The following is a 25,629-nucleotide window of genomic DNA, read 5'->3' on the forward strand; positions in this document are numbered from 1 at the left end:
GAACCAGTTTGTCCAAAAGCGTGAGGGAACACGCGTCGTGGTGACTATGCGGGTTCCCTCATGTGTTACTGTGCGTTACGATCGTAGGTGCCTGTTGGGGCGTGACGAACGCGTGGAGGTGAATGGAGGGAAGTGGTGACTGAGAAGCGGCCGCTCACGCCGGAGGACATTTACAACATCACGTTGGTCAGTGACGCGCAGATTGCTCCCAATGGTCAATGGGTAGCCTACGTCGAGACTCGCCTTGATCGTGAGGCAAATGACTATCGCTCCTCACTCTGGCTTCTTTCCCGTGATGGCCAAATGCGACGACGTCTGACGCGTCCTGATACACGCGTCAGCTCACCGCGGTGGTCGCCTGATGGGAAAGTGATTGCGTTCCTCTGCAATCGCTCTGGTACCGACCAGGTTTGGCGTATCGCGGTTGATGGCGGCGAGGCCGAACCGGTAACAGCCTTGAAGGAGGCGGTGACCTGGTTTGCATGGTTTCCAGATGGACAACGATTGGCTGTCGTCAGCAAGGTACCGGCTGAGCAAGAACCCTCAACTGATGTTGTGCATATCACCTGGACGCGGTATCGCAGCGATGGAAATCCTGGCTTTGTCGGCGACCGAAAGCGACAGATCTGGATCGTGCCGCTTGATGGTAGTGAGCCGCAAATGGTTACGGAAGAGGCATACGATCACGATTGGGTAGTATGGTCGCCTGATGGACAATGGCTTGCCTTTGTTTCCAATCGTACTGCGGATCGTGAGCGCAATACAGTTAGCGAGATATGGGCACTGCGGCTCGAAGACAAGACAATAGTGCCTGTTGCAACAGGTGAGCGCGCATACTTCCACCGACCCTCGTGGTCTCCTGATGGACAGCGGATTGCATTCACTGGCCACCAGGAGCCGTGGGCTGGCTCGGCGCGGAATGACCGCTTATGGGTCGCGTCGCTTGGAGGCAACGACCTGCAATGCCTAAGTGAGACGCTTGATCGTGCAGTTGAAGATAGCCTCCTTACTGATACTGCGGCAAGCACGAAACCCGGCCTTGTCTGGTCGCCCGATGGACAATGGATTTATGCGCAAGTGAGCGATCAAGGCAGTGTGCATCTCTATCGCTTTGCTCTGGATGGGACGGCCCAGCAGGTCGTGCTCGGCGGGAAGCGTCGTATTGTCGATTTCAGCATGAGTCAGGATGGGCAAACGATTGCCTACACTGTTGCCGACCCCTTGAATCCGTGTGATGTCTATCTGTGTGCTGCTGATGGTTCAGCCGAACAACGCCTAACCGCCGTCAACACGTCTTTCTTTGACGGAGTATTTCTCTCGGTGCCTGAGGAGCATTGGTTTACCAGCGCAGCTGAGGATGCGCAACCGATCCATGGCTGGGTACTCAAGCCATTTGGCTATGAAGAGGGCAAGCAATATCCATTGGTCCTTGAGATTCATGGTGGCCCTCATGCGATGTATGGCCATGCCTATTTTCATGAATTTCAGGTTCTTGCCGGCCAAGGGTATATCGTGCTTTTTACGAATCCCCGTGGAAGCCAAGGATATGGTGAAAAGTTCCTCTCCTGTACCCGTGGGGCATGGGGAAAAGCTGACTTGCCGGACTTACTGGGTGCCGTCGATGCTGTGATCGCGACTGGCATGGTTGATCCGGAACGACTTGGCGTGCTTGGCGGATCGTACGGCGGCTTCATGACGAATTGGGTGATCGGCCATACCAAGCGGTTTCGTGCCGCAGTCACGCAGCGCTGCGTGAGCAATATGGTGAGCATGTATGGGACAAGCGATATCGGTTTTCATTTCCTTGAATATGAGCTAGGGGGCACACCGTGGGAATTGCCCGAGCGATACTGGGAACTCTCGCCAATCCGCTATGTCCAAGACATGGAAACCCCGCTCCTGATCATCCACTCTGAGCAGGATTATCGTTGTCCAATTGAGCAAGCTGAGCAACTCTACATTGCTCTGAAGCGCTTCGGTCGAACTGTTGAGTTTGTCCGCTTCCCGAATGAGAGCCATGGCTTAACGCGCTCGGGTAAGCCGCGGCACCGCGTCGAGCATATGGAGCATATTCTTCGCTGGTTTCAAACACATCTCGGTGCAAACTAGTCTTCTTGTAGCAAAAGCTCCTGCTGTACTTGCGCGATAATGGCTTTTCCGCGCTCCAGAATAGCCTGCCGGCGATTGTCTGGCAGGCTTTTTTGTAATTCAAGCCAGCGATGCAGAACTGTGGCAGGATCAACCGCGTCCTTCGCGGAGATTGCGAGGCGTCTCGGCTGGTCGCGTGTTTCTTCGCGAAGAATGGCGCTCACGAATGATGCACCGTGTTCAAGGAGCTGGCGGCGGACGTCGGTGAGTCGAATTGTGCGGAGCTGCTGCGATGGGCCAGTAACGATAACGCGGACGATCGCTCCCGCTATGCGTTCGGCATGCCGCGTAATTGTCCGGGTAATAGCTGCTGTGGGATCAGCCGTATCTTCTCGCAGTTCAACGCGCAGTGTGAGGAACGGGCGCGCAGGAACAGGATGGAAGGTCCATGAGACAGCGCGCGGGTACGGCCCATCGCCAATGTCAATAACCACAAAGCCCTTTTCTTCATTTTCCTCACCAAAATCAACCCGTTCAAGGCTGCCAGCATACACAGTTGGTGGATAACTGCTGATAACTTGGTGGGCATGAATATGCCCAAGAGCGACATAATCAAGTGGTGCGGCGTGAAGACCAAGTTCTGCTGTACTAAAGAAGATATCAGCGCCGAGCATGATATTGCGCTCGATGCCCAATCGTGCCCCTTCGAGACTAAGATGCCCAAGCAACACCGCGGGGTACGCTGGATCGAGTTTTTCTAGTTCTGCCTGTACTAATTGGGATACCAAATCCCGAAAGCGACGTTCCAACTCAAGCGGTGACAGCGCCCGAATGTCATCATGTGTGAGGAGCTGGTTGATGGGCTGCCAAGGTAAGGTAACGACCTGCAGCCGGGTGTTTGCGACAGCAATATTGAGCGTTGTAATGGTGCGGGCAACATAGATCTCCGGAATAGCCAAGGCCTGGTAAATATCAATTGCTGTAGCACGGTGTATGGCATTCGGTAAGTCATGGTTGCCAACGAGCAGCACGGTGGGGATACGCGCTTCGACGAGCCGTCGGATCCGCTCGGCGAAGAGCCGTTGCAGTGTCGGGCTGGGGTCACGATTTTTGAATGCATCCCCAGCGAAAAGGACCGCATCGACTGGGGTGGTAACGGCATAGTCAATCAATCTGTCCAGTGTTGCGAGAAAGTCTTGTACGCGAGTCGAGAGCCCAGTTTTTGGATCAAGCGAGCCGTGATTTTCAATCCCGAGATGCAGGTCTGCGAAGTGAAGTAAGCGAATCGGCACGGTTACTCTCCATAAAGTAGCGAACGAGCTGTCTGCGGATCAACAGGTGCTTTGCCTGACGCTCGCAATTCAGCCAGTAACTCATCGCGCTTATACTGGCGCGTACGGAGGAGGATCGGCATTGGAACAGCGTGACCAATGACCAGGCATTCCTGCTGTGGTTGGAGATTAGTCAGGAATTGCCGGAGTTGATTACGGTCAGCGGTTCCGGTAAGCACTGCATCGATATCGTGCTGGTCAGCCAGTGGTCCAATAATCTTCGTGCCCAACTGTGAGAGCACTTCGGGGTCAATCCCCGAAGGGCGTTGATCCACAATAAGTAATGTTACAAGATATTTCCGCATTTCCCGAGCAATAGTACCGAAGATTGATTGGCGAGCGGCTTCGGGGGCAAGGAACTTGTGTGCCTCTTCAAGCACGATGACAATGCGCCGTCCCTCACTGCTGCCATCGAAGGTAAGTGTTCGCTCAACATACCGCTCGTAGATCCGCCGAGTAATAAGGTTCGTGACGAGCATATAGTCAAGGAATGCGTTATAACGGCCAAATTGCAGAATAACATGTTGACCACGTTCGAGATTGGCAAGCAAGTCATCAAGTGTCGAGGGACTAGTCAACTCTGGCAGCAGGTAAGATCGACGCGCGAGGCGTTGGAGCCGTGAGCGCAGGGCATCAAGTGATGCTGCGTGCACTCCCGTTGCTTTGCAGAATTCTGCAGCGTCGTCGTCGGACATACTGAGTGTCTTATTGATCCACGTGTGTTTAAACTGCTTGTAAAGTAGCTCTGCCGTATTAAGAAACGTAGCTGGTAAGCTGAGTTCCTCTTGAAGGAGGGCGAGGTCGTCAGGTTCGATCTGATTCAACCCGATTTGGATCGTGCGGCTTCCGGCATGTTGGGCAAGTCGTTCATCGAGGGTGTAGAGCCGAATGCGCGAAGGGCCAAAGAGGTCAACAAGCCCAACGATCGAAGGTTCGTCGTGGGGGGCCCTTGCATACTCATTGTGCATGTCAAAGAGCAACACCGAGGCAAGATCTGCCTTGATGATGCCAAAGAGGAGCAAGCGGGTAAGCACACTCTTGCCGCTACCGCTTTGACCAAAAACACCGTTGCTACGTTGGATCAGCCGCTGAAGATCGAGGGGGACCGGGATATCCATACTTGGAGGAGTGCCAAGGGCGAAATGTTGGTCATCAGGCTGGCCGAAAACCAAAGCAACGTCATCCGGGTTTGCCAGTCGCAGCAAGGCGAAATGGTCAGGAATAGTCTGAATTGGCTGGGGGCCTCGCCCAACGGGTGAGGCAGATTCATGCAGCATCAGCGAGGGGCGAACGTCGACTGTTGCGTATGCCTGAATGCCTTTCAATACGCGTCGGGTAAAACGAGATGCGCTGAATGGTGGATCGGCGGAGATTGCGGCATCCGTGGTCCGAAGCTTGATATCAGTGATCGTGCCGAAATAGCGGTGATGTTCTCCTTCAAGGACGACAAAGCTACCGACTCGCAAGAGTTCCGGGGGACAATCGGGGAAGAGCCGCACAGTAAGCCCACCACTGAAGCTACCTTCGGTTACGACCCCGAGTGCTACCGGTAGGGTCGGTGATGATGACATATTCCTTTGGCCGAGGCCATTGTGGCTGAGCATCTGGTCAAACCCCTCGTACGTGCGCAGCGTATGCGTCTGCTTGCTAGGGATTGTACCATCAACACGAAAGGACTTGAGTGAGGTTGTGACCATGCTTGATCAGGACTGGGAAACGCTCGCAGAACTTGCACGATCAGCAGGCCGGCCGGCGAGCATGCAAGGTCCAGAAGCCTTAGCCGGACCAGTAGGTCGCCTGCATGCCTTGCACCGCATTATGCAAGCAGCAACGCGGAGTCTCAATCTCGATGAGATGCTTACAACCGTGGTGCGGGTGTTGCGGCAAACGGTTGATGTCGATGTCTGCAGTATCTTTCTCTATGACCAGGCAACCGGCACGCTGACTCTCCGAGCAACTGATGGAATCAATCCTCATCCTCCTGGATCGGTCACATTGCCACTGGGCGTTGGTATTACCGGCCAAGCGGCAGTGACACAGCAGGTGTTGGTGGCAGCTGATGCCCCCAATCACCCTGCTTATCTTGACTATCCCCATGTGAACAATCGTCCCTTTGCCAGTCAGGTTTCTGTGCCGCTGACGGCGCGAGCGCCTGGTGGATTGCTGGGTGTGCTAAATCTTATGAGCCTTGAACGCCGCGAATTTACTCCAGAAGAATTGAGTTTTCTCGAGACGGCAGCCGGTGAAATCAGCATCGCCCTTGAAAATGCTCAACTGTATCGCCAGACTGACGAGGAACTGCGACGGCGAATCGCGCAACTTGAGCTACTGCAGCAACTCTGGCGTGCTATTGCATCAACGCTTGACTTGCAGCAGTTGCTGGAGTTGATCAGCACGAAGGCGATTGCCTTAGCAAATGCGCAAGCTGTCGTGATTTACCGGAGGCCACGGAGCCGTCCTGCAGAACTTGAGCTTCTTGCTCAATCGCCCGAAGTGGCAGGTGTTGGTGCCCCACTAGATGAGGCGTTACGTGCGGTTGTCGCGCGTGTTCTCGAGGAAGGGCGGGCAATCTGGCAACGGCTAGAAAGTGCAGGTGTTACAGTCTACAGTTTACCCATGATTACCGGTCGTCGAGCAGTGGGCGCAGTCTGTTTGCTCTTCCCGTTGGATGCCGAAGAGCCCTCACAGCCACAGTTGCTTCACGCATTTACTGATACCGCGGCAATTGCTATCGAAAATGCTGAACTCTACGATGAAGCCCGCCGTGGCCTTTCGCGTGCCTCAGCATTGCTGCGCGAACTGCACCATCGCGTTCGCAATAACCTGCAGACGGTTGCCGCGTTGCTCTCGCTCCAAGCTCGCCGAGCTGCGCCCGAAGTGCGTGAGCCATTGCAGGAAGCAGTGAGCCGTATCCGTAGCTTAACGATTGTCCACGACCTCTTGAGTGGCCATGATCTCGAGGGAACGAGCGTCGAGGCCCTGGCACGGACCGTGACGACAGAGGTCGTGCATACACTCTGTGGTGATGAGCCACGGATTCAGTGGTCCGTGAGTGGGGATGAGGTCGTTGTGTCTGCACGACAAGCAACAATCCTTGCCCTCCTCCTGAACGAGTTTGTGACGAATGCTATTCGGCATGGTTTCAACGAGGGCGAAAAAGGAACTGTTGCTGTACGGTGCCGGCGTGAGGGGAATTGGGCAGTGCTTGAGGTCGAAGACACAGGGCATGGCCTTCCGCCCTCCTTTGATCTGCGTACTAGTCGTGGGCTGGGCCTGCAAATTGCCCGAACGCTCACGGAAGTCGATCTTCGGGGACAGCTCGCGATCATGTCCTCAGATGCTGGTACAACTGTCCGCATTCGTTTCATTCCCGATGCGCCAGTGCCAGCGGGTGAGGGCGCAAGTGCTGAGCCTGCGCGCGCTTGACGGGGGACAATGGCAAGCACAGAATCCCCTTCGTGAATGACAGGTGATTGGACGAGTGCGTGTGATACAGGAGGGAGATCACGTGACAGCAGAATCAGCGACAGTTGCTGGAAGCTGGGCAGTCATTCTTGGGGCTTCAAGTGGCTTTGGTGCTGCGACCGCACGGGCACTGGCGCGTGGTGGCATGCACATTTGTGGCATCCACCTCGATCGCCGGGCCACGTTGCCACAAGCGCAAGCTGTCATTGCTGATGTTGAAGCGGCAGGTGTGACTGCTCTGTTCTTCAATCAGAATGCTGCTGATCCTGAAACGCGCCGTCAGGTGGTGGAAGCACTCCAGGCTCGTCAGGCACGTGTTCGCGTTCTGATGCATTCGCTCGCCTTTGGCACATTACGTCCGTATATTGATCGTGATCCAGCACAACAAGTCACCCAGAAGCAGTTGGAAATGACACTTGATGTCATGGCGAACTCGTTAGTTTATTGGGTCCAGGATCTTTTCCAAGCTGGTCTTTTTGCACCGGATGCCCGGATCTTCGCGATGACGAGTGAGGGATCATCGCGTGTCTGGCAAGGTTATGGTCCCGTTTCTGCAGCGAAAGCTGCGCTTGAGGCTCACATTCGTCAGTTGGCCGTTGAACTCGCGCCCTACCAGATAACGGCCAATGCCATCCAGGCAGGGGTGACGGATACCCCAGCACAGAACAAGATTCCGGGTGCGCAGGAGATGCTTGAGCATGCGGCTCGGCGGAATCCTGGCGGTCGTCTAACGACACCCGATGATGTAGCCCGGGCAATTTATGCGCTTAGCCAGCCGGGGCTTGGCTGGATTACCGGCAATGTGATTCGCGTCGATGGCGGTGAAGCCCTCGTGCCGTAGAGACCATGGTTGCTGCTGTTGGAGTGGTTCGCTAGACTTAACGATGGCCGTGCTAGGTGGGGAGCTAGCGGTGCCCTGTACCCGCAATCCGCTTGAGCGGGGCTGAATCCCCTCCCGAGGCCCGGCATTGTGGGACTGCCCCGATCACGTGGCGAGGATGGTCGGGTCCCACGCGGCAAGGAGCCGTGAACCTGGTCAGGTCCGGAAGGAAGCAGCCATAAGCGGTGACCCTTGGGTGACGTGGGAGTGCCTGGCCGGAGCAGGCGGATCGAGGGTAAGCCGGAGTGCCGACGGTCGACGGAGGGTGCACGGCCTTTTCTTCTGGCACAATACGCACATACAAAGGTGGGGAGGAAATTCCCACCTTGTTTTTTTACCATTTGCCGATATTGCTGTTACTTGTTACTACGACTCGCCGCTTTCGCCTGCTGACTGCCTGCTGTCGTCTTCTTCCGACGCACAACAGCCTGGCGTGAAAGATATTGTCGTCGCTCACGTTCAGCGCGGTAAGCAGCCAACTGTTTCGGATAGCGTTCACGGAATTCGTAGATGAAGTACCCGATCATGATAGCAGCAGCCAGTGCGCAGAGGTAGAGCCAAAGTCGCATATACAGACCATATGCACTAATTCTGAGTAAGCGAAACAGGAAGAAGAAAAGACCAAGGCCGAAAATGACCAAGGCAACACCGCTCCATCGCCGGAGAAAGCGAGCGAGGACAGGGTTGCGGGATCGGAGATAACGCCCCGGATCATTGTAGCAGTAGAGCGCGACAAGAAAGCCAAGCAAAAAGAGCACAAGATATGTAATCGAAAATGGTCCCCACGTTGGCGTTTCATAGAGTGGCGCGGTGAGATAGTGCCAGCTGAGTGGGTTCTGCATTGCTACTCCTCGGCCTAGACTTGCTCAGCCAAAATTCGGCGCTTGACTTGCTCGATTGCATTGGTCACTTGAATACCTCGCGGGCATGCCTCAGTGCAGTTGAAGATTGTCCGACACCGCCAAACGCCGAACCGCTGGTTGAGAATCGCGATACGCTCTTGGGTTGCCCGATCGCGGCTATCAAAGAGGAATCGGTGTGCATTGACAATGGCCGCAGGCCCAAGCCATTCTGTTGTCCAGTAGATAGGGCAGGAGGCTGTACAACACGCACAGAGAATGCACTTCGTCGTATCGTCATAGAGCTCGCGCTCTGCTGGAGACTGAAGCCGCTCACGTACTGGCGGCGGTTCGTCGTTAATGAGGTAGGGCATGACCGAACGGTATTGTGCGAAGAACGGCTCAAGGTCAACAACAAGGTCTTTAATTACCCGGAAGCCAAGTAATGGTTCAATGGTGATCTTTGGGCCGCAATCTTTAACCAGCACCTTGCAGGCGAGTCGATTGCGCCCGTTGATGCGCATGGCATCCGAACCGCAAACGCCGTGTGCGCAGCTACGCCGATAGGTGAGTGTTCCATCCTGATACCACTTCACCTGGTTCAGTGCATCAAGCACACGATCGGTTGGTTCAACTTCAACCGTGTATTCACGATAGTAGGGCTTCGTATCTGTTTCAGGATTAAAGCGCTGAATACGCAGTGTGACCTGCATAGCTAGTACTTCCGTTCCTTTGGCTCGAACCGAGTAATCACGACAGGCTTGTAGGAAAGCTCAAGCCCTCCTGAGGTGCGGGTGACAAGCGTATGCTTCAGCCAGTTCACATCGTCGCGCTGTGGAAAGTCTTCGCGGTAATGGGCGCCACGGCTTTCCTGCCGGGCGAGGGCACTGATTGCAATTGCTTCAGCGCAGTCAAGCAGGAAGCCCAGTTCAATAGCTTCGACGAGGTCCATGTTGAAGGCTTTGCCGTGATCGTCGATACGAATGCGTGTGTAGCGGCTTCGCAGCTCAGCGAGCTTCTGTTGCAAGTGGCGGAGCCCCTCACCAGTCCGGAACACGCCAGCATCTTGCATCATCGCTTCCTGTAGCTCCGCGCGAATCGTCGCGACTCGCTCATCGCCGTCGTTTTCGAGGATCCACGCAACCTCGGCCTTGGCACGATAGTCTGGTTCTTTTGGCAAGGGGTGGAAATCATTTTCCTGCACAAACTGCAACATGTGCTTGCCAGCACGGCGGCCAAAGACGACGAGGTCAACGAGCGAATTAGTCCCAAGACGATTCGCTCCGTGCACGCTTACGCACGCGCATTCACCGGCCGCGTAGAGGCCAGGAACAGGTGTATTCTGCGCATCAACCGTGACCCGACCATCAACGTCGGTAGGAATACCGCCCATAGCGTAGTGGGCTGTAGGTTGGATCGGAATTGGGTCTTTGATCGGGTCAAGACCAAGGTACGTGCGGACAAAATCGGTGATATCCGGAAGTTTGGTCTCGATAACCGTTGCTGGGAGATGCGTCAAGTCAAGATAAACGTAATCTTTCCCTTCAACGCCACGTCCTTCGCGAATTTCCGTGTAAATTGCTCGGGAGACCATATCTCGCGGGGCAAGATCGAGTAGGGTTGGTGCATAACGTTCCATGAACCGCTCGCCGAGGCCATTACGCAGGATTCCGCCTTCTCCTCGACAGGCCTCAGAGAGCAGAATGCCCATTTTATAGATACCAGTTGGGTGGAATTGGTAGAATTCCATATCTTCAAGCGGAAGGCCGCGGCGGAAAACGAGCGCACACCCGTCACCCGTGAGGGAGAGTGCATTGCTCGTGACTTTGAAGACGCGGCCAAAGCCACCAGTCGCCAGCAACACTGCTTTAGCATGAAAGATGTGGAACTCACCTGTTTCGATATCCATCGCAACGATGCCAGTGCAGACGCCGTCATCAGTGAGCAATAAGTCGAGCATCATGTACTCATCGTAAAAGACGACCTGGTGCTTGATCGCGTGCTGGTAAAGCGTCTGCAAAATCATGTGGCCGGTGCGGTCTGCTGCGTAGCACGAGCGTCGGACTGGCCCTTCACCGAAGTTCTTGGTATGACCGCCGAATCGGCGCTGATCAATTTTTCCGTCAGAGGTTCGGTTAAATGGAAACCCCCAGTGTTCGAGTTCGATGATGGCATCGATGGCTTCGCGCGCAAGGACTTCAGCAGCATCTTGGTCAACAAGGTAATCCCCACCTTTGACAGTGTCGAACATATGCCAGATCCAGTGGTCTTCTTCCAGGTTCCCAAGTGCTGCTGCAATGCCACCTTGCGCGGCACCGGTATGGGAGCGTACGGGATACAACTTACTAATGACTGCGACATTGCATTTTCCGGCTAGCTGTGCCGCGGCCATTAAGCCGGCGCCACCCGCTCCAACGATGATTGCATCGTAGCGATGATACGTTGCCATGGTTTAACTCCCCATTGCTGCTTGTCGGAATGCCTCGGGATTGAAGGTAAGGATAGCAATTGAACCAATGACAAGGAAGATAATAGCAACGGTCCAGAGGACGGAATACGCAGCAATCCGCCATGGACGCGGACGAATGTAATCGTCAATTGCCAGGCGTGCGCCGTTCAAGCCGTGAAGCAGTGCCAGAAAGAGCATGAGCCAGTCGAACCCTCGCCAGAAGGGCGAGTGCCATCGGTTGGCAACGAAGTTCCAATCAATCCGATCAACTGTGTTGATGACGTGCATGATGATCACGTGGGTAATGGCGAGGAAAATCAGCAAGAGCCCACTGATCCGGAAGAAATACCACGAATAGAGCTCAAATCCCCCACTAGGGCGTTCACGCCCAACTGATGGACGTGGCGTGCTCATCACTCTGCTCCTTCTGCCTTAAAAGAACGATCGCAGCATGAGTATCGCAGTTGGCACGAACGCAATAACGGTGACAGCGAGAACAGCGTAAAACAACTCCCGCTGATAGTGATAGGCGCGATCCCAAAAATCGATCAGAATAATACGAACACCATTTGCGGCATGGTAGTAGAGCCCAGCGATGAGGAGAAGTTCTGCAACGCGGAAGACAGGGTGACGGTAAATCACGAGCAAGCTATTGAATGCATCTGGGCCATAGCCAACGGTAAAGATGTCAACAATATGCAAGAGCAGAAAGAGAAGAACACCAAGACCACTAATACGATGAAATGCCCAAGCGAGCATGCCGGGAGGAGGGCGATAGCCGCGATAGGCAGAAAGCGTGTGTCGTGTAGCTGGAGGTTGCGTTACGTCCTTCGGTTCAACTACCTCGGTCGTCACTACCGAAGCCCCCTTAATCCCACGGTTCTCTCACGCCGCCCGCCGGACGAGGCAGAAATGATATGCATCAACGGTAGTCCGACCGCCGTTAAGTGTACCGGGTTGTATTCTTCTTCACAAGATTGCCACTTTCGATACTCTTCAGATTGCTTGATGGAAAACTGAGGCGTCCATGGTACACTGACAGCCGCAGTACAGCCTTGAGAAGGCGCGCTGCACGATGCTGGCTAGTGGATGTTTCGCGTATCGAAAATAATGCGTGGTATTGCGCGTTGGACTCCTGAGCAACAGACACGTATTCGCGAGCGAGCGGCCGCACTTGCTGAAGCGATTTGTCGTATTCCTGCTCCCACCTTTGCTGAGCAGGAGCGAGGCCGCTTCGTGGCTGCAGAATTTGCTCGACGAGGACTGGCCGTCGAGGTCGATGAACTGGGCAATGTCATTGCTCGACGCCCGGGATCTGGTACTGCGTCCACCCTTCTCCTGGCTGCTCATCTGGATACAGTCTTTACCGATGTCACAGCGATTACGGTAACGCGTGATGGGATGCTGTTAAGAGGGCCGGGTATTGGTGACAATAGTCTAGGGATTGCTGCATTACTTGTCCTCGCAGAATTGCTTGATGAGCTTGGCATAACCACTCCGGGCGAGTTAATTTTGGCTGCTAACGTCGGAGAGGAAGGATTAGGCAATCTGCGAGGCATCCGCGGGCTGGTTGATCGCTTTGCGGACCAGCTTGGAGGCGTGATCGCTGTTGAGGGGCACAACTTTGGCCGGGTAACGCATGTCGCTGTTGGCTCGCGCCGGTATCGTGTGATTGTTCAGACACCGGGGGGGCATAGTTGGGGAGCGTTTGGGGCGCCGAGCGCTATTCATGTTCTTGCACGGATCATTGTCGATCTTACAGCGATCGCTGTTCCTCACCAGCCAAAGACGACCTATAACGTCGGCTTGATCGAAGGCGGAGTCTCGGTAAATACGATTGCGCCACGTGCTTCAGCTGTCGTCGATTTACGCTCGGTCGATCCTCACGAGCTCACGAAACTTGCTACCCGGTTTGAGGATCTTGCCCTGCGGCAAGCAACTGATCGTGTTCAGGTGAAACTTGAGCTGCTCGGCGAGCGTCCGGCTGGACAAACTTCGCCAGAAACCCCTCTCGTGCGGACTGCTATCGCTGTATTACGGGAGCTTGGGCGTGAGCCTATCCTCGATGCCTCGAGCACCGATGCGAATATTCCGATCGCACGCGGTATCCCGGCAATCTGCATTGGCATTACCACTGGCCAGGGCAGCCACACCCTTGAGGAGCAGATTGATCTTGAACCTGTTCCACTTGGGATCCAGCAACTTGTCGAACTCGTACGGCGGTTTCCTGTCTCGTCAGGGTTGCAGGATTAAGCAGGACGAATCGTGAGTGAGATCTACGTTGCCCTTGATATTGAAGCGACCGGCATGGATCCGGAGCGCGACGACATTCTGGAAATTGCTGCTATGAAATTTCGCCCGGATCGCGTGCTTGATCGTTGGGAGACGCTCGTCCGTCCACGAGGTCCAATCCCGCTCGCCATTGCCAGCTTGACTGGGCTCTCCGCGCGCGATCTTCGCCAGGCGCCGCCAATTGATGCGGTTTTGCCACGGCTCCGCAGTTTTGTTGGACAGCATCCCATCGTCGGCCAGTCTCCACAATTTGACCTCCAGATGCTTGAAGCAGCAGGATTGCGCTTGCAGAATCCAATCTACGATACGTTTCAGTTGGCGACGATACTCTTGCCTGACCTACCCGCCTATAGTCTGGCCAGTATTGCGTCGCGACTTGGCGTTTCCGTGACGCAGCAGCACCGGGCGATGGCCGACGTTGAGACGACTGTCGCAGTTTTCCTGGCGCTGCGCGACATGCTGCTCGAATATGATGCCCAGACGTTGCAGCACCTCGCCGAGTATCTACAACTTGCCGAGGTTCCGCTTGCGCAGCTTTTCCGCGATGTTGCACGTGAACTGAGCTTACAGGGGCAAGGCACACTTGGTGCGATGCTTACTGAGCGGCTCCATACTGCACTGCCCGCAGTACAGCATGCTGCGGAAGTCGTCTTCTTGCTTGATCGTGATGTGCCGACACGCCTTGAACCACGTCCAAACCCGCCGGCCCTTGATCTTGCTCGTATCCGTGCCTTCTATGCAGCTGATGGTCCGTTTGCCCACGTTCTGGGTGATCGGTATGAACTTCGCCCGCAACAGGTGCAAATGGCTGAAGCAGTGGCCCACACACTGAATCAAGGTGGGCATCTCCTTGTTGAAGCAGGTACGGGAACTGGGAAATCGCTTGCGTACCTTTTACCTGCAGTGCTGTATGCGGTGTCACACGGGGAAACAGTTGTCATTTCGACAAATACCATCGCGCTCCAAGACCAGCTCTATAAAAAAGATATTCCTCTCCTACGGCGTGCACTCGAAGCTGCCAGTCAACGCTGGCCAGAGCTTGCGGAAACAGCTAACTTTCGGGCGGCTATCCTGAAAGGCCGTGGAAACTACCTCTGCCTACGTCGCTGGTTTCTCCGGCAGCGTGAGCCTGCTCGTACATCTGCTGAAGCCTTGCTGTTCGCGAAGGTTACAGCGTGGTTACCACAGACAGCGACTGGCGATCGCGCCGAATTGCATCTTAGTCCCGAGGAGCAGGCGGCGTGGAGTCAATTGGCTGAAGAGGAAGGGTCGTGTGTCCCACGCCGCTGTCTTTTCCATCGCCGACGCCAATGCTTTCTCTTTCGCGCTCGTGCCGAGGCAGAGGCTGCGCACATCGTCATTGTGAATCATGCTCTGCTCTTGTCTGATGTGTTAACCGAGAACCATGTGCTTCCTCCCTATCATACCCTCATCATCGATGAGTCCCATAACCTGGAGGAGGAAGCGACAGACCAGTTTGGTGCTCAGCTCAGTGCTGAAGTATTTCGTGACTTCTTCAATCGTACCTTGATGCTCGATCACCTTGGACGACTTACTGGAGCGCTGAGCGACCTTGCTCTGGCGCTCAGTGAAGTTCCCACAGAACAAGCGCGGCAATTGAGTCGCGAGCTCGATGAACGCATGCAGGAGATGATTCCCCATCTTGCTCGGCCACGTGAACTCACTGATCAATGCTTCCAGGTGCTCGCAGACTTTGTCGATCGGTATGATACGCAGCCTGCTGGAGGCTATGAGCGCCAAGTGCGACTGACGGATGCTGTCCGTCATGATCCTGCCTGGACGCTCGTCGAAGAAGCTGCCGAAGCACTACTCGTCGAAATGCGCACTTACCAGTTGCTTCTGTCCTGGATCAATACTCGACTGCGAGATATTCCAGAGACTGACCTGGCAAAGAGTGAAGACGTAGTGACAGAGCTCGACGTGCTCGCACGGCGAGGAGATGCTCTTCGCACTGCCATGGATGAAATCATCCATGCTCCGAAACCAGACAGGATTTACTGGATCTCGCAGCAAAGCAATACTGGGCAACTTACTCTTCACATGGCACCGCTCGACGTTGCTCCGCTCTTGCAACAGCACCTCTTTAACCGCTGTGATCGGGTCGTATTGACGTCCGCAACCTTAACAGTTGGTGGTACGTTTCAATACATTCAAGAGCGACTTGGGCTTACTGACGCGACGACACTTCGGGTGCCTTCTCCTTTTGACTATCAGCGGTCGACGTTACTCTGTGTCCCGGAGGATATGCCAGAACCCGGAGCGCCCGGCTATCAGCGTGCTGTGAATGATTTGCTGATTGCCTTGTTTCGCGCGACACGTGGCCGTGGGTTGGTGTTGTTCACGTCCCACAGTGCATTACAAGCGACCTATCGAGCGATCAAACGGCCGCTTGAACGCCAGGGCATCGTTGTCCTTGGACAGCGGATCGATGGGACCCCGCGTCAGTTAATCGAGCGCTTGAAAGCACGACCCGGCACAGTTGTCCTCGGCACGAACAGTGTCTGGGAAGGAGTTGATGTTCCGGGAGAGGCGCTGAGTGTCCTGGTCATTGCCAAGCTGCCATTTGCAGTGCCAACGGATCCAGTCTTTGCTGCACGTAGTGAACGGATGGCCGATCCATTTGGTGATTACGCGGTTCCACAGGCTGTCTTGCGGTTTAAACAGGGCTTCGGGCGACTCATTCGGAGTGCAACCGATTATGGTGTTTGTGTCATCCTTGATCGACGGGTATTGCATCGTCGGTATGGCCAGCTATTCCTTGCGTCGCTGCCCGAGTGCACAATAGAAATCGCTCCTGGTATGCAACTTGTCGACGCAGCGGCGCGGTGGCTCGCTGAAGGGATAGCACCTGAGCGGGTGGCTGAGTGGGAGGGAGACCATGGAACTCGACCGTAATTTAGCGATGGAACTCGTGCGAACAACTGAAGCCGCAGCCCTTGCAGCGGCGGCCTGGGTTGGCCGTGGCGATAAGAACGCGGCTGATCAAGCTGCAGTGTCTGCCATGCGGCGGATGCTTTCCACCGTCCATATGCATGGCGTTGTCGTGATTGGTGAAGGGGAAAAAGACAAGGCTCCGATGCTCTATATTGGCGAAGAGGTTGGTACCGGGGAACCTCCCGAAGGGGATATCGCAGTTGATCCAATTGACGGTACGCGGCTATGCGCGAACGGGATGCCAGGGGCTGTCTCTGTGATCGCATTAGCCGAACGGGGCTCGATGTACTATCCACCGGGCATTGTTTACATGAACAAGATTGCCGTCGGCCCTGAAGCCGCACATGCCATTGACATTCGCCTGTCGCCAACTGAAAATCTGCATCGGATTGCCGAAGCAAAGCGGATGAACATCAAGTTGTTGACGGTCGTTGTCCTTGATCGTCCTCGCCACCAAGACCTCATCGCGGAAATTCGCCGGACGGGGGCGCGCATTCGCTTGATCACGGATGGCGATGTCGGTGGTGCCATCATGACTGCCTTGCCACATACTGGGGTTGATGTCCTCATGGGGATTGGTGGCTCTCCTGAAGCTGTTGTCGCTGCCGCAGCGCTCAAATGCGTTGGAGGTGCAATTCAATGCACGTTGTACCCTCGCGATGAGGAGGAACGACAAAAGGCAGAAGCAGCGGGGCTTGACCTGAACGCGGTTCTGCATACGGATGATCTTGTCCGTTCAGATAACGTCTTCTTCGCCGTTACCGGCATCACGACTGGTGATTTGGTTCAGGGGGTTCGTTTCACCAAGCATGGAGCACGGACGTATTCCATCGTGATGCGCTCGCGAACCGGAACCATACGCTGGATTGAGGCCGAGCACCAGTTGGCGAAGATTCAAGAATATGCCCAGCTGTGAGTTGACGGAGTTGATCATGTGCAGTACAATATCACTGGCTCCTCTTGGAGCATGGAGTAGCGTTCTCCTCACTCTTCCTCTCGTGACCTAGACTGCTGGATCCATACGAGCGTGCAGGTTTGCAGCACACGATCAAACGATTACGAACAACCCGAATATGCCACTCTGCCGAGCCTGGATTCTGCTGGGCAGATGGTACCTTTCCGAGCAAACGTATTCCTGCAGTAGCTGCCTTCTCTGGCGGGTAGCGATCACGCCTTTGCGGCAGAGTGCTGCGCTTCTGCGGTGCTGTGTCGCCGAGTAATGCGATAAATGCGATCACACTTTCTTTGGTTAAGGGGGTTATTGGATCATGAAAACCACAACAACGACCGTTCCTCCGGTTGAGCCGACAGTTACTGAGGAGGCTCCCGAGGTTGCAGCGATCAATGTAGCGGAGCTTGAAGCCAAGTCAATTGATGAATTGCAGACCATCGCCCGTGACTTCGGGATTACCAATGCGGCTCGTCTCAAGAAGCCTGATCTGATCAATCGCATTCTCCAGGTCCAAGTGGAACGCCAAGGTGGTGTTTTTGGTCAGGGTGTGTTGGAAATCGTCGAGGAGGGGCATGGATTTTTGCGCGGTGAGCGCTATCTTCCAGGCCCGAACGATATCTACGTTTCGCCGTCACAGATTCGACGCTTTGGTTTGCGAACTGGTGACTGGGTAGCCGGACACATTCGGCCACCGAAGGAGAACGAGAAGTTCTACAGCTTGCTTCGGGTTGAGACCGTCAATGGGATGGATCCGGAAACTGCTCGCCGCCGACCGAACTTCGATACCCTCACACCCATTTTCCCAATGGAACTGATTAATCTTGAGACTGAGCCACACATCCTTTCGACGCGGCTTGTCAACCTTGTTGCTCCCATTGGGCGTGGTCAGCGTGGTTTGATTGTTTCGCCACCGAAAGCCGGTAAGACAATCTTGCTCAAGCAGATTGCGAATGGCATCACGACTAATTATAAAGACATCTACCTGATTGTTCTCTTGATCGGTGAGCGCCCCGAAGAAGTAACCGATATGCGACGCTCGGTTGAGGGCGAAGTTATCTCGTCGACCTTCGATGAGCCGGTTGAAGACCATATCAAAGTTGCTGAAATGACGCTCGAGCGGGCCAAGCGGTTGGTAGAGTGTGGTTGGGATGTGGTAATTTTGCTCGATTCCATCACTCGCCTTGCACGAGCCTACAACCTCGTCGTTCCGCCGAGCGGACGTACGCTTTCCGGTGGTATCGATCCTGTAGCGCTCTATCCGCCCAAGCGCTTCTTCGGTGCGGCGCGCAATATTGAGGGCGGCGGTAGTCTCACGATTATCGCAACCTGCTTGATCGATACGGGTTCCCGCATGGATGATGTCATCTACGAGGAATTCAAAGGTACCGGTAACATGGAACTTCATCTTGATCGAAAGCTCGCCGAACGCCGGATCTATCCTGCAATCGATATTCAGCGCTCTGGTACCCGCCGCGAAGAGTTGCTGCTGGATGAGCAGACACTTCGCCAGGTCTGGACGATGCGCCGCATGGTTTCGATGCTGGGCGGCACTGATGGGACCGAATTGGTGTTGGGCCGCTTAGCAAAGACAGCAAACAATGCCGAGTTTTTGGCTACCTTGCACAAGGACATCTAACACGTCGTATTCTCACTGAAACATGGAGTACTCAACACGACGACCAGGGATCCCTGGTCGTCGTGTCACATCTCGCCATAGTCTCGGCATAGTAAGGAGGAAACGGTGCGCGATATCGCCACATTGCGCGTGATTTTGCAGCGTATTGACCGTCGTGGCTACAAAGCGTATGAAGAGATCCGCGGACTCTATCGCGCAGACTGGATTACGCTGGCAATCGATCACGTTCAAGGCGATCCATTTGCTTCTCCTTCACGTGTGCGCCTCATCGTGCCACGTTCACGATTGCAGTTGCCTGCCTGCACAAACCGCATTCGGCGCGTTGCTCTTGAAAATGTCCTGGCGCGACGTGCTCGGCAGATTGCTGCTGAACATGCACCCCGTCGCATGGGGACAGGGAAATCTGGCTTGGTGTTCATTGATGCTGGTGGCCAGGAAGTCCTTGAGCGGACAGCGTGCCGTATTTTCGACGACCATATCGAATTACGTCTCAGCGTCGGCTTGCCTGCTGCCGGCCGAACAATCTTGGGGAAGGCTGCCGAGCAATTGCTTGTTGATTTTCTGCCGCACCTTGCAAAAGAAACGTTTCTCCTCTCGCCAGTCGAGTATCAAGAAGCTGAGCAGTTTACCGCGCTTATTGAGGATGCTGAATCATTACGTGAGCAACTAGGGGAGCATCGTCTTGTAGCGTTTGTCGCGGATGGAGCTATTCTCCCGCGACGCAGTGGGGTCAGTCAGGAACCACTCCTTGGTCCGGCAGTCGTGCGTTTCCAGAGCCCTCCCGATCTTCAACTTGAGCTTGCCACGCCAAACAGTGGACGCGTGCGAGGGATGGGCATTCCGGAGGGTGTTACGGTAATTGTTGGCGGCGGATTTCATGGTAAATCAACGTTGCTGGAGGCGCTTGCCCGAGGGATCTATAACCACATTCCCGGCGATGGACGGGAACGGGTTGTAACCCGCGCAGATGCCGTCAAGATTCGTGCAGAAGATGGGCGCCGCATTGTTGGTGTGGACCTCAGTGCCTTCATCCGCAGCTTGCCGTTGGGGCAATCAACCCAGTTCTTTACCACTGATAACGCCAGTGGTTCAACATCGCAGGCGGCCAATATTCTTGAGGCCCTTGAGGCCGGATCACGGTTGCTGCTGATGGATGAAGATACCTGTGCGACAAACTTTATGATTCGCGACGAGCTTATGCGAGAGCTTGTTCCAGACGACGCTGAGCCGATCGTGCCGTTCATTGATCGTGTTCGTCAGCTTTATCGGGACGTCGGCGTCTCAACGATTATTGTGATGGGTGGGGCAGGAGATTATCTGCGTGTTGCTGATACAGTCATTTGGATGCATGCGTACCGGCCTGAGCACGTAACCGAGCGTGCTCACCAGATTGCCTCATCTCGCCATCACGTGACGTTTGTGCCGCCTGATCCGTGGCCTGGTGTTACTGAACGTGTGCCACTACCCGAAAGTATTGACCCCCGACGTCGGGATCGCACCCGTGTCCGTTCACATGGTACGGAAGAGGTCACGTTTGGCTTTGAGACGATTGATCTGCGCCAGGTCGAGCAAATCGTGGATCCAAGCCAAACTCGAGCCATTGGCGATGCGCTGGTTCTCGCCTTGCAACGTGGGATTATCGATGGCAAACGAAGCATGGCAGAAATCCTCGATGTGCTTGAACGGGTGCTTGATGAAGAAGGCCTTGATGCTCTTTCCCCCTTTCGTGGGCATCCAGGCGACTACGCACGTCCGCGGCGGTACGAACTTGCCGCGGCGCTGAATCGACTTCGAACGTTGCAAGTTAAGCAACGTCGCTCGAAACCGCAGCACTAGTTGGATGCTGGCAAGCAAAGGCTGCCTGCACCATTGCAATGGCAGTAATTGCTGCGGTTTCGCTGCGAAGCGTGAGTGGACCAAGCGAGATCGTTTTGGCTCCCCAGCTGCGAAGCCGCTGAATTTCCCCTTCCGTCCAACCGCCTTCTGGCCCAACCAAGAGAAAAATGTTTGCGTCTTGAGGGAAACGACAGGTAGTGAGATGCTGACTGGTTTCGTGTTCCCAGCAGACAAGCGACAACGACGTCGTCAACTGGCTTCGTATCGCATCAAGTGGGCATGGCTCGGTGATTGTCGGCAATTCAGTGCGTCCTGATTGTTCAGCGGCTTCAATAGCGATCCGCTGCCAACGCGAGTGTTTCATTGATTCCCGCTGCGCATCAAGCCTGACAACCGTGCGCTCAGTGAGGAGTGGAACGATGTGTTGTACGCCGAGTTCGGTTGCCTTTTGAATCACGAACTCAAAATGCTCGCGTTTGAGCAGTGCAAGGCCAAGGGTTATCGATGGTGCAGGGAGGTGGCGCCCAAGAGATGGTTCACCAAGCTGTACGATGACCTGCTTTCGGGAGACAGCAGTAAGCGTAGCTGACCATTCCCTGCCGTCTCCGTTAAAGACGGTGATTTGGTCGCCTGGCTCAAGACGAAGGACGAGATGCACCTGGTGTGCCACGTCAGGAGGCAGCGACAGCTCTTGACCAGCCGAAAGTAGGGAATTAACGTAGAACCGATGCCCATGTCGGCTCATAGGTCGTCGTTTCGCTGGAGTAACAGGGTTACCCAGTCGCCTTCTTGCCGCTGATCACGCACGGTGAAGCCGAGATGGCGGTAGCGCTGAACGACATCGTCACGTGCCTCAGTAATAATGCCACTTAAGATCATCAAGCCGCTGGGCATAAGCGCTCGACGAAAACGTGGGGCGGCTTCGATGAGGACTCGGGCAAAGATGTTGGCGACAATGCAGGAATAGCGTTGAGGAAGTGGCAGTGACAAGATATCTCCTTGGTGCACGGTAACAGCCGATGCGACATTGTTGCGAAGCAGGTTTGCTTTGAGTACGTCAATCGCGACTGGATCAAGTTCAACAGCATCAACGGCTTGTGCGCCAAGCTTTATGGCCGCGATTGACAAAATGCCTGATCCTGCCCCCGCATCAAGCAGAATTGCACCTTGGAGTGACAGGTCTTCAAGCAACTCCAAACAATGCCGGGTTGTTGGGTGTAACCCAGTGCCGAATGCCATTCCGGGATCGAGGTCGATCACGATCTCGCCTGACTGCGGTGTATAATCTTGCCAACTCGGGCGAATAACGATGCGCTTGCCGATATGCAGAATGGGGAAAAATTGTTTCCAGCTCTCTGCCCAGTCTTCTTCTGCAATCACTCGAATATGAAGTTCACCGATCGGCTGAATCTGCTCCAAGTGCCAGAGCCCTTGTCGAATTGCTTCAACACGCTGGTCAGCGAATTCATCAAGTGGCAAGTAAGCGGCAACACGGGCAGGCTTCGTCTCATCGATTGTGCCGCCTTCCTGGTCAGGTGCAGGAGCGACGGCGTGGGAAACAGCTACCCCGCCCTGATAGCTGTAGCGACTAAAGAGATCGACGACAGCATCGACTGCTTCAGCCATGGCTTCAACACTGAGTTCTAGCCAGCGTCCTCGTTGTGCTGAGGGTTTACTTGTTGTTTCGCGCAGTTCCATCGGTACGCTCAAACCTGATCTGCGACGAATCGCCGACGTTGACCTGCATGAAGTCCCCTTGCACATCGGCCCATCGGCCAACGATCGAGCGAGTGAGGGTCGCCATGGTGATTCGCGCTCCTTCATCAATAATCGAGTCCGTGATGATCGCGTGTGAAACATTCGCCTTTGGGCCGATACTGACATAGGGGCCGATCACGCTGTGTTCGACTGTAGCTGTTGGATCAATCACAACTGGTGGAATAATGACTGCGTTTGCCTGAACATTGGTTGTGACAGATTGCTGTTGGCGGCTAAGCAAATACCGATTGGTGGCAAGCAGTGCTTCGACTGTGCCACAGTCTTCCCAAACGGAAACGGGGAGCCAAACGAAGCGCCTGCCGGCATCGATCATCAATTGAAGTGCGTCGGCCAGATAAAACTCATTGCCCTTCTTGAGGTCACGAGCGATTTGCTCCTCGATAGCCTGGAAGAGGTCTTGGATTTCGCGAAGGTAGTAGATTCCGACAACTGCCAACCGCGAGACAGGGGTTTGCGGTTTTTCGACCAGTCGCGTAATTCGTCCATCTTCGAAAACAACGACACCGAACCGTCTTGGATCCTCGACCTCTTTCACAAAGATCGCACCATCGGCGTTGCACTCCGCTAGTGCGGCAAGATCAGCTTCAAAGATCAAGTCGGGGAAGACGATCAAGGTTGGTCCCTCAACCAGTCCTTTTGCCTGCAAAATCGCGTGGGATTGGCCAAGCGGCTCTGGTTGCTCGACAAAGCGAACGTTGAGGTCGTAGTGCTCGCGGACATATTCTTCGATCTGCTCACCGAGAAAGCCAGTGATAAAGACGACGGTTTCGAGCGGCAGAGAAAGCAGATGATCGAGCACATGTCCAAGAATAGGCTTTCCCGCTACCGTGACGAGCGGCTTGGGCTTGCTCCACGTATGGGGACGCAGCCGTGTGCCAAGCCCCCCAACTGGGATGATGACGTGCATCGTCCGTACTCCTTGCCTTTACTTTATTGAGTGTAGCTGGATGTAAGCGTCTTCCTCTGCCCGACCGGAATCGCTCGGCATATTCCAGTGTATTGTTCAGTGCCCCCAGCGGGATTCGAACCCGCGATCTCCACCTTGAAAGGGTGGTGTCCTAGGCCTCTAGACGATGGGGGCGCTTCGCGCCAATCCGCTGAAGTGTATGCATAACACCTCGGCTCTGTCAATCTCCTTCGAAGCGGGGTGATCCCTCAGCTTTTCCAGTGGCTCTTCCTTCACTGCCGTCTGCCGCTTTACACTAGAGCAGCGTGATAGGTTCTCGCGATGAACTGGCGCGTAAAACAAAAAGCAGAGGAATGCGATGGTTCGGGTGCTTCGTGATCGCCGAATCGTGCTTGGTGTAACGGGAAGCATTGCAGTGTACAAAGCGCTCGACTTCGTGCGACAGCTGACTCAGGCTGGTGCGCAAGTCGATGTCGTTATGACTGAGGAAGCTCAAGCTTTTGTCACTGCGCTCACGTTCCAGACGCTGACGCGTCGGCCAGTCCACACAACGGCATTTGAAGCCTGGGACGCTGAGCAGGCAGGACATGTTACGCTTGGGGCGAATGCTGACATAATGATCATCGCACCGGCTACTGCCCAGAGCATCGCTCGGCTTGCCCATGGCTTTGCCGATGATGCCGTCTCCTTAACTGCGCTTGCCTGTCCAGCCCCGTTGATTGTTGCTCCAGCCATGGATCATTACATGTATTGGCATCCAGCGATGCAGGCTAACCTGGAGATCCTCAAGTCGCGAGGCGTCATTCTCGTTGGACCAGATCACGGCCCACTTGCTTCAGGGATGGTTGGAGATGGGCGCATGGCCTCAATTGACGAGATTCTCGCGGTAACACGGAAAGCTCTTGGCCGTACTGGGCCGCTCGCTGGGCGGCGTGTTGTCGTCACGGCTGGACCCACCCGCGAGTTCATCGACCCTATTCGGTTCTTAACCAATGCTTCCAGTGGACGAATGGGATACGCGCTCGCTGAAGCCGCGCGCGATGCTGGTGCTGACGTCCTCTTGATTACTGGGCCAACTGCGTTACCTGACCCGAAGGCGCTGGACGTTGTGCATGTGACAACGGCTCAGGAAATGTACGGAGCAGTTAAGCACGCTGTGCAAGCGGCTGACGTGCTGATTATGGCTGCAGCTGTATCCGATTATCGACCGCGGCATGTTGCTCGCGAGAAGATCAAGAAAGAAACGCCGATACAGGTGCTTGAGCTTGAGCGAACGGTCGATATTCTGCGCGAGATTAATCAGCCAGGGTTACTTAAGATCGGGTTTGCCGCTGAGACTGAACAGCTTATTTCATATGCCCAAGAGAAATTACATGCCAAAAACCTTGACATGATTGTTGCTAATGATGCTCGTGAGGCAATGGGAAGTGAGTTTTCCAGCGTTGTGCTTATCACCGCCGAAGGCATTATTGACCGGATTGAGCGTCAGTCAAAAGTAGCCTTAGCAGAAGCTATCATTGATCATGTTGCTGCCATGCTCCGTACTCGCGTGGCAACGGACGAGAGGACGCCCTGATCATGTTACGTTTGCCTCCTCGACGTCCAGCACGGCATGAACGTGTTGAAGGTGCGTTGTTAAGCTGGGGTATCCTCTATGCAGTGAGCATCTACTGGACAATTATCTGTGTGTTCCTTGCTTTTTATGCTCTTCCGTGGCGGCAAGGACCAGACTGGTTTGTGTGGCTAAACCGGTTCGCTGTGATTGTCATCCCGTTTCGTCTAACAATGCTTGGGCGTCTCTCTCTCCTTGGCGGTGTAACGGTAGCCGATGTTGCAAGTCTACTTGCAAGCGGTATCCTTGCTTGGCTACTTTTGGCGATACTCGCCGGCTGGCGCTCAGAGGCATTATGGTTTCAACGGTCTGCAGTGCGCCGGTCTCCACCGAGGCAATGATGGTCCGAAGTGCTATCAATGGGCTCGGCGACTGAGCGAAAGTAGGTGGTAGACTCGAGAAGGCGGGAATACGTAGCGTTCGACATCATCTTGGTGGTAAGTAGACTGAGTGACGAGAGGGGCGGAGAATCATGGTAAAGAACCTTGTGCGGGGAATTTTAGGACTCGTCTTGGCCGCTGCTGCAACGTGGCTCGCTGATTACATTGTTGAGCGGATTTTCGGCAAAGAGGAAGCTGTATAGCCACGACGAGACATTAGTGCGGGGG

The 25,629-nt window shown here is 54.8% G+C and carries 20 protein-coding genes, 1 tRNA gene and 1 other RNA gene; 11 read left to right on the forward strand and 11 right to left on the reverse strand.

Annotated elements, in window-relative coordinates:
• Positions 1–135: 135 nt before the first annotated feature.
• Positions 136–2,109, forward strand: a complete 1,974-nt coding sequence (locus N675_RS08455; RefSeq protein WP_038038972.1) for a S9 family peptidase — start codon at positions 136–138, stop codon at positions 2,107–2,109.
• Here the strand turns inward: N675_RS08455 and N675_RS08460 are convergent.
• Both N675_RS08460 and N675_RS08465 read right to left on the reverse strand, forming a co-directional pair.
• On the reverse strand, positions 2,106–3,380 hold the full coding sequence (locus N675_RS08460; protein ID WP_231577980.1) for a metallophosphoesterase family protein: 1,275 nt from the start codon (positions 3,378–3,380) through the stop codon (positions 2,106–2,108). The two genes, N675_RS08455 and N675_RS08460, sit on opposite strands and share 4 nt — an antisense overlap.
• Before the next feature lie 2 nt (positions 3,381–3,382).
• Positions 3,383–5,023 (reverse strand): helicase HerA domain-containing protein, encoded by a 1,641-nt coding sequence (locus N675_RS08465; RefSeq protein ID WP_231577981.1) that lies wholly within the window; start codon positions 5,021–5,023, stop codon positions 3,383–3,385.
• A 91-nt stretch (positions 5,024–5,114) separates the two neighbouring features.
• Between N675_RS08465 and N675_RS08470 the strand changes: the two genes are divergently transcribed.
• The 3 genes from N675_RS08470 (at position 5,115) to ffs (ending at position 8,037) form a co-directional block, all read left to right on the forward strand.
• Positions 5,115–6,845, forward strand: coding sequence for a sensor histidine kinase (locus N675_RS08470; RefSeq protein ID WP_231577982.1), 1,731 nt, complete (start codon positions 5,115–5,117; stop codon positions 6,843–6,845).
• Between the two features lie 82 nt (positions 6,846–6,927).
• On the forward strand, positions 6,928–7,725 hold the full coding sequence (locus N675_RS08475) for an enoyl-ACP reductase FabI (RefSeq protein WP_038038973.1): 798 nt from the start codon (positions 6,928–6,930) through the stop codon (positions 7,723–7,725).
• Between the two features lie 47 nt (positions 7,726–7,772).
• Positions 7,773–8,037, forward strand: an RNA gene (gene ffs / locus N675_RS14085) — signal recognition particle sRNA large type.
• Positions 8,038–8,120: 83 nt separating this feature from the next.
• Here the strand turns inward: ffs and N675_RS08480 are convergent.
• The 5 genes from N675_RS08480 to sdhC are packed head-to-tail and all read right to left on the reverse strand — an operon-like array spanning position 8,121 to position 11,907.
• Complete coding sequence (locus N675_RS08480) at positions 8,121–8,606, reverse strand: hypothetical protein (protein ID WP_038038974.1); 486 nt, start codon at positions 8,604–8,606, stop codon at positions 8,121–8,123.
• 14 nt (positions 8,607–8,620) lie between these two features.
• Positions 8,621–9,316 (reverse strand): succinate dehydrogenase iron-sulfur subunit, encoded by a 696-nt coding sequence (locus N675_RS08485; RefSeq protein ID WP_038038975.1) that lies wholly within the window; start codon positions 9,314–9,316, stop codon positions 8,621–8,623.
• A 2-nt stretch (positions 9,317–9,318) separates the two neighbouring features.
• Positions 9,319–11,052, reverse strand: coding sequence for a succinate dehydrogenase flavoprotein subunit (gene sdhA, locus N675_RS08490; protein ID WP_038038976.1), 1,734 nt, complete (start codon positions 11,050–11,052; stop codon positions 9,319–9,321).
• Between the two features lie 3 nt (positions 11,053–11,055).
• Positions 11,056–11,466: a succinate dehydrogenase hydrophobic membrane anchor subunit gene (locus tag N675_RS08495; protein WP_038038977.1), complete on the reverse strand. Its 411-nt coding sequence runs from the start codon at positions 11,464–11,466 to the stop codon at positions 11,056–11,058.
• Positions 11,467–11,484: 18 nt separating this feature from the next.
• A complete protein-coding gene (gene sdhC / locus N675_RS08500; RefSeq protein ID WP_231577983.1) occupies positions 11,485–11,907 on the reverse strand; it encodes a succinate dehydrogenase, cytochrome b556 subunit in 423 nt (140 codons plus the stop codon).
• A 234-nt stretch (positions 11,908–12,141) separates the two neighbouring features.
• On the opposite strand from sdhC, the gene N675_RS08505 reads away from it, so the two are divergent.
• The 5 genes from N675_RS08505 to N675_RS08525 all read left to right on the forward strand — a co-directional run bounded on the left by N675_RS08505 (position 12,142) and on the right by N675_RS08525 (position 20,723).
• Positions 12,142–13,305 (forward strand): M20/M25/M40 family metallo-hydrolase, encoded by a 1,164-nt coding sequence (locus tag N675_RS08505; protein ID WP_231577984.1) that lies wholly within the window; start codon positions 12,142–12,144, stop codon positions 13,303–13,305.
• Between the two features lie 12 nt (positions 13,306–13,317).
• Positions 13,318–16,260, forward strand: a complete 2,943-nt coding sequence (locus tag N675_RS08510) for a helicase C-terminal domain-containing protein (RefSeq protein ID WP_081886954.1) — start codon at positions 13,318–13,320, stop codon at positions 16,258–16,260.
• Positions 16,244–17,215, forward strand: a complete 972-nt coding sequence (gene glpX, locus N675_RS08515; protein WP_038038978.1) for a class II fructose-bisphosphatase — start codon at positions 16,244–16,246, stop codon at positions 17,213–17,215. The genes N675_RS08510 and glpX overlap by 17 nt, the downstream gene beginning before the upstream one ends.
• Before the next feature lie 352 nt (positions 17,216–17,567).
• A complete protein-coding gene (gene rho, locus N675_RS08520) occupies positions 17,568–18,887 on the forward strand; it encodes a transcription termination factor Rho (RefSeq protein WP_197066283.1) in 1,320 nt (439 codons plus the stop codon).
• Between the two features lie 105 nt (positions 18,888–18,992).
• On the forward strand, positions 18,993–20,723 hold the full coding sequence (locus N675_RS08525; protein WP_038038979.1) for an ABC-ATPase domain-containing protein: 1,731 nt from the start codon (positions 18,993–18,995) through the stop codon (positions 20,721–20,723).
• On the opposite strand, the gene N675_RS08530 is transcribed toward N675_RS08525, so the two are convergent.
• From N675_RS08530 to N675_RS08545, 4 genes are all read right to left on the reverse strand, one after another.
• Positions 20,692–21,468 carry a 16S rRNA (uracil(1498)-N(3))-methyltransferase gene (locus N675_RS08530; protein ID WP_038038980.1) on the reverse strand — a complete coding sequence of 259 codons (777 nt, stop codon included), beginning with the start codon at positions 21,466–21,468 and terminating at the stop codon, positions 20,692–20,694. The two genes, N675_RS08525 and N675_RS08530, sit on opposite strands and share 32 nt — an antisense overlap.
• On the reverse strand, positions 21,465–22,421 hold the full coding sequence (gene prmA / locus N675_RS08535; RefSeq protein ID WP_051914486.1) for a 50S ribosomal protein L11 methyltransferase: 957 nt from the start codon (positions 22,419–22,421) through the stop codon (positions 21,465–21,467). Before prmA ends, N675_RS08530 begins: the two co-directional genes overlap by 4 nt.
• The gene (locus N675_RS08540; protein WP_038038982.1) at positions 22,396–23,409 is read right to left on the reverse strand and encodes a sugar phosphate nucleotidyltransferase; all 1,014 of its coding nucleotides are present in this window, start codon (positions 23,407–23,409) and stop codon (positions 22,396–22,398) included. The genes prmA and N675_RS08540 overlap by 26 nt, the downstream gene beginning before the upstream one ends.
• A gap of 100 nt (positions 23,410–23,509) precedes the next feature.
• A tRNA-Glu gene (locus N675_RS08545) sits at positions 23,510–23,583 on the reverse strand.
• Between the two features lie 184 nt (positions 23,584–23,767).
• On the opposite strand from N675_RS08545, the gene coaBC reads away from it, so the two are divergent.
• Positions 23,768–24,985 carry a bifunctional phosphopantothenoylcysteine decarboxylase/phosphopantothenate--cysteine ligase CoaBC gene (coaBC, locus tag N675_RS08550; protein ID WP_038038983.1) on the forward strand — a complete coding sequence of 406 codons (1,218 nt, stop codon included), beginning with the start codon at positions 23,768–23,770 and terminating at the stop codon, positions 24,983–24,985.
• Between the two features lie 2 nt (positions 24,986–24,987).
• Complete coding sequence (locus N675_RS08555) at positions 24,988–25,362, forward strand: hypothetical protein (RefSeq protein ID WP_038038984.1); 375 nt, start codon at positions 24,988–24,990, stop codon at positions 25,360–25,362.
• Positions 25,363–25,629: the final 267 nt, after the last annotated feature.

The sequence above is a fragment of the Thermorudis peleae genome (assembly GCF_000744775.1).
GTDB lineage: Bacteria > Chloroflexota > Chloroflexia > Thermomicrobiales > Thermomicrobiaceae > Thermorudis > Thermorudis peleae.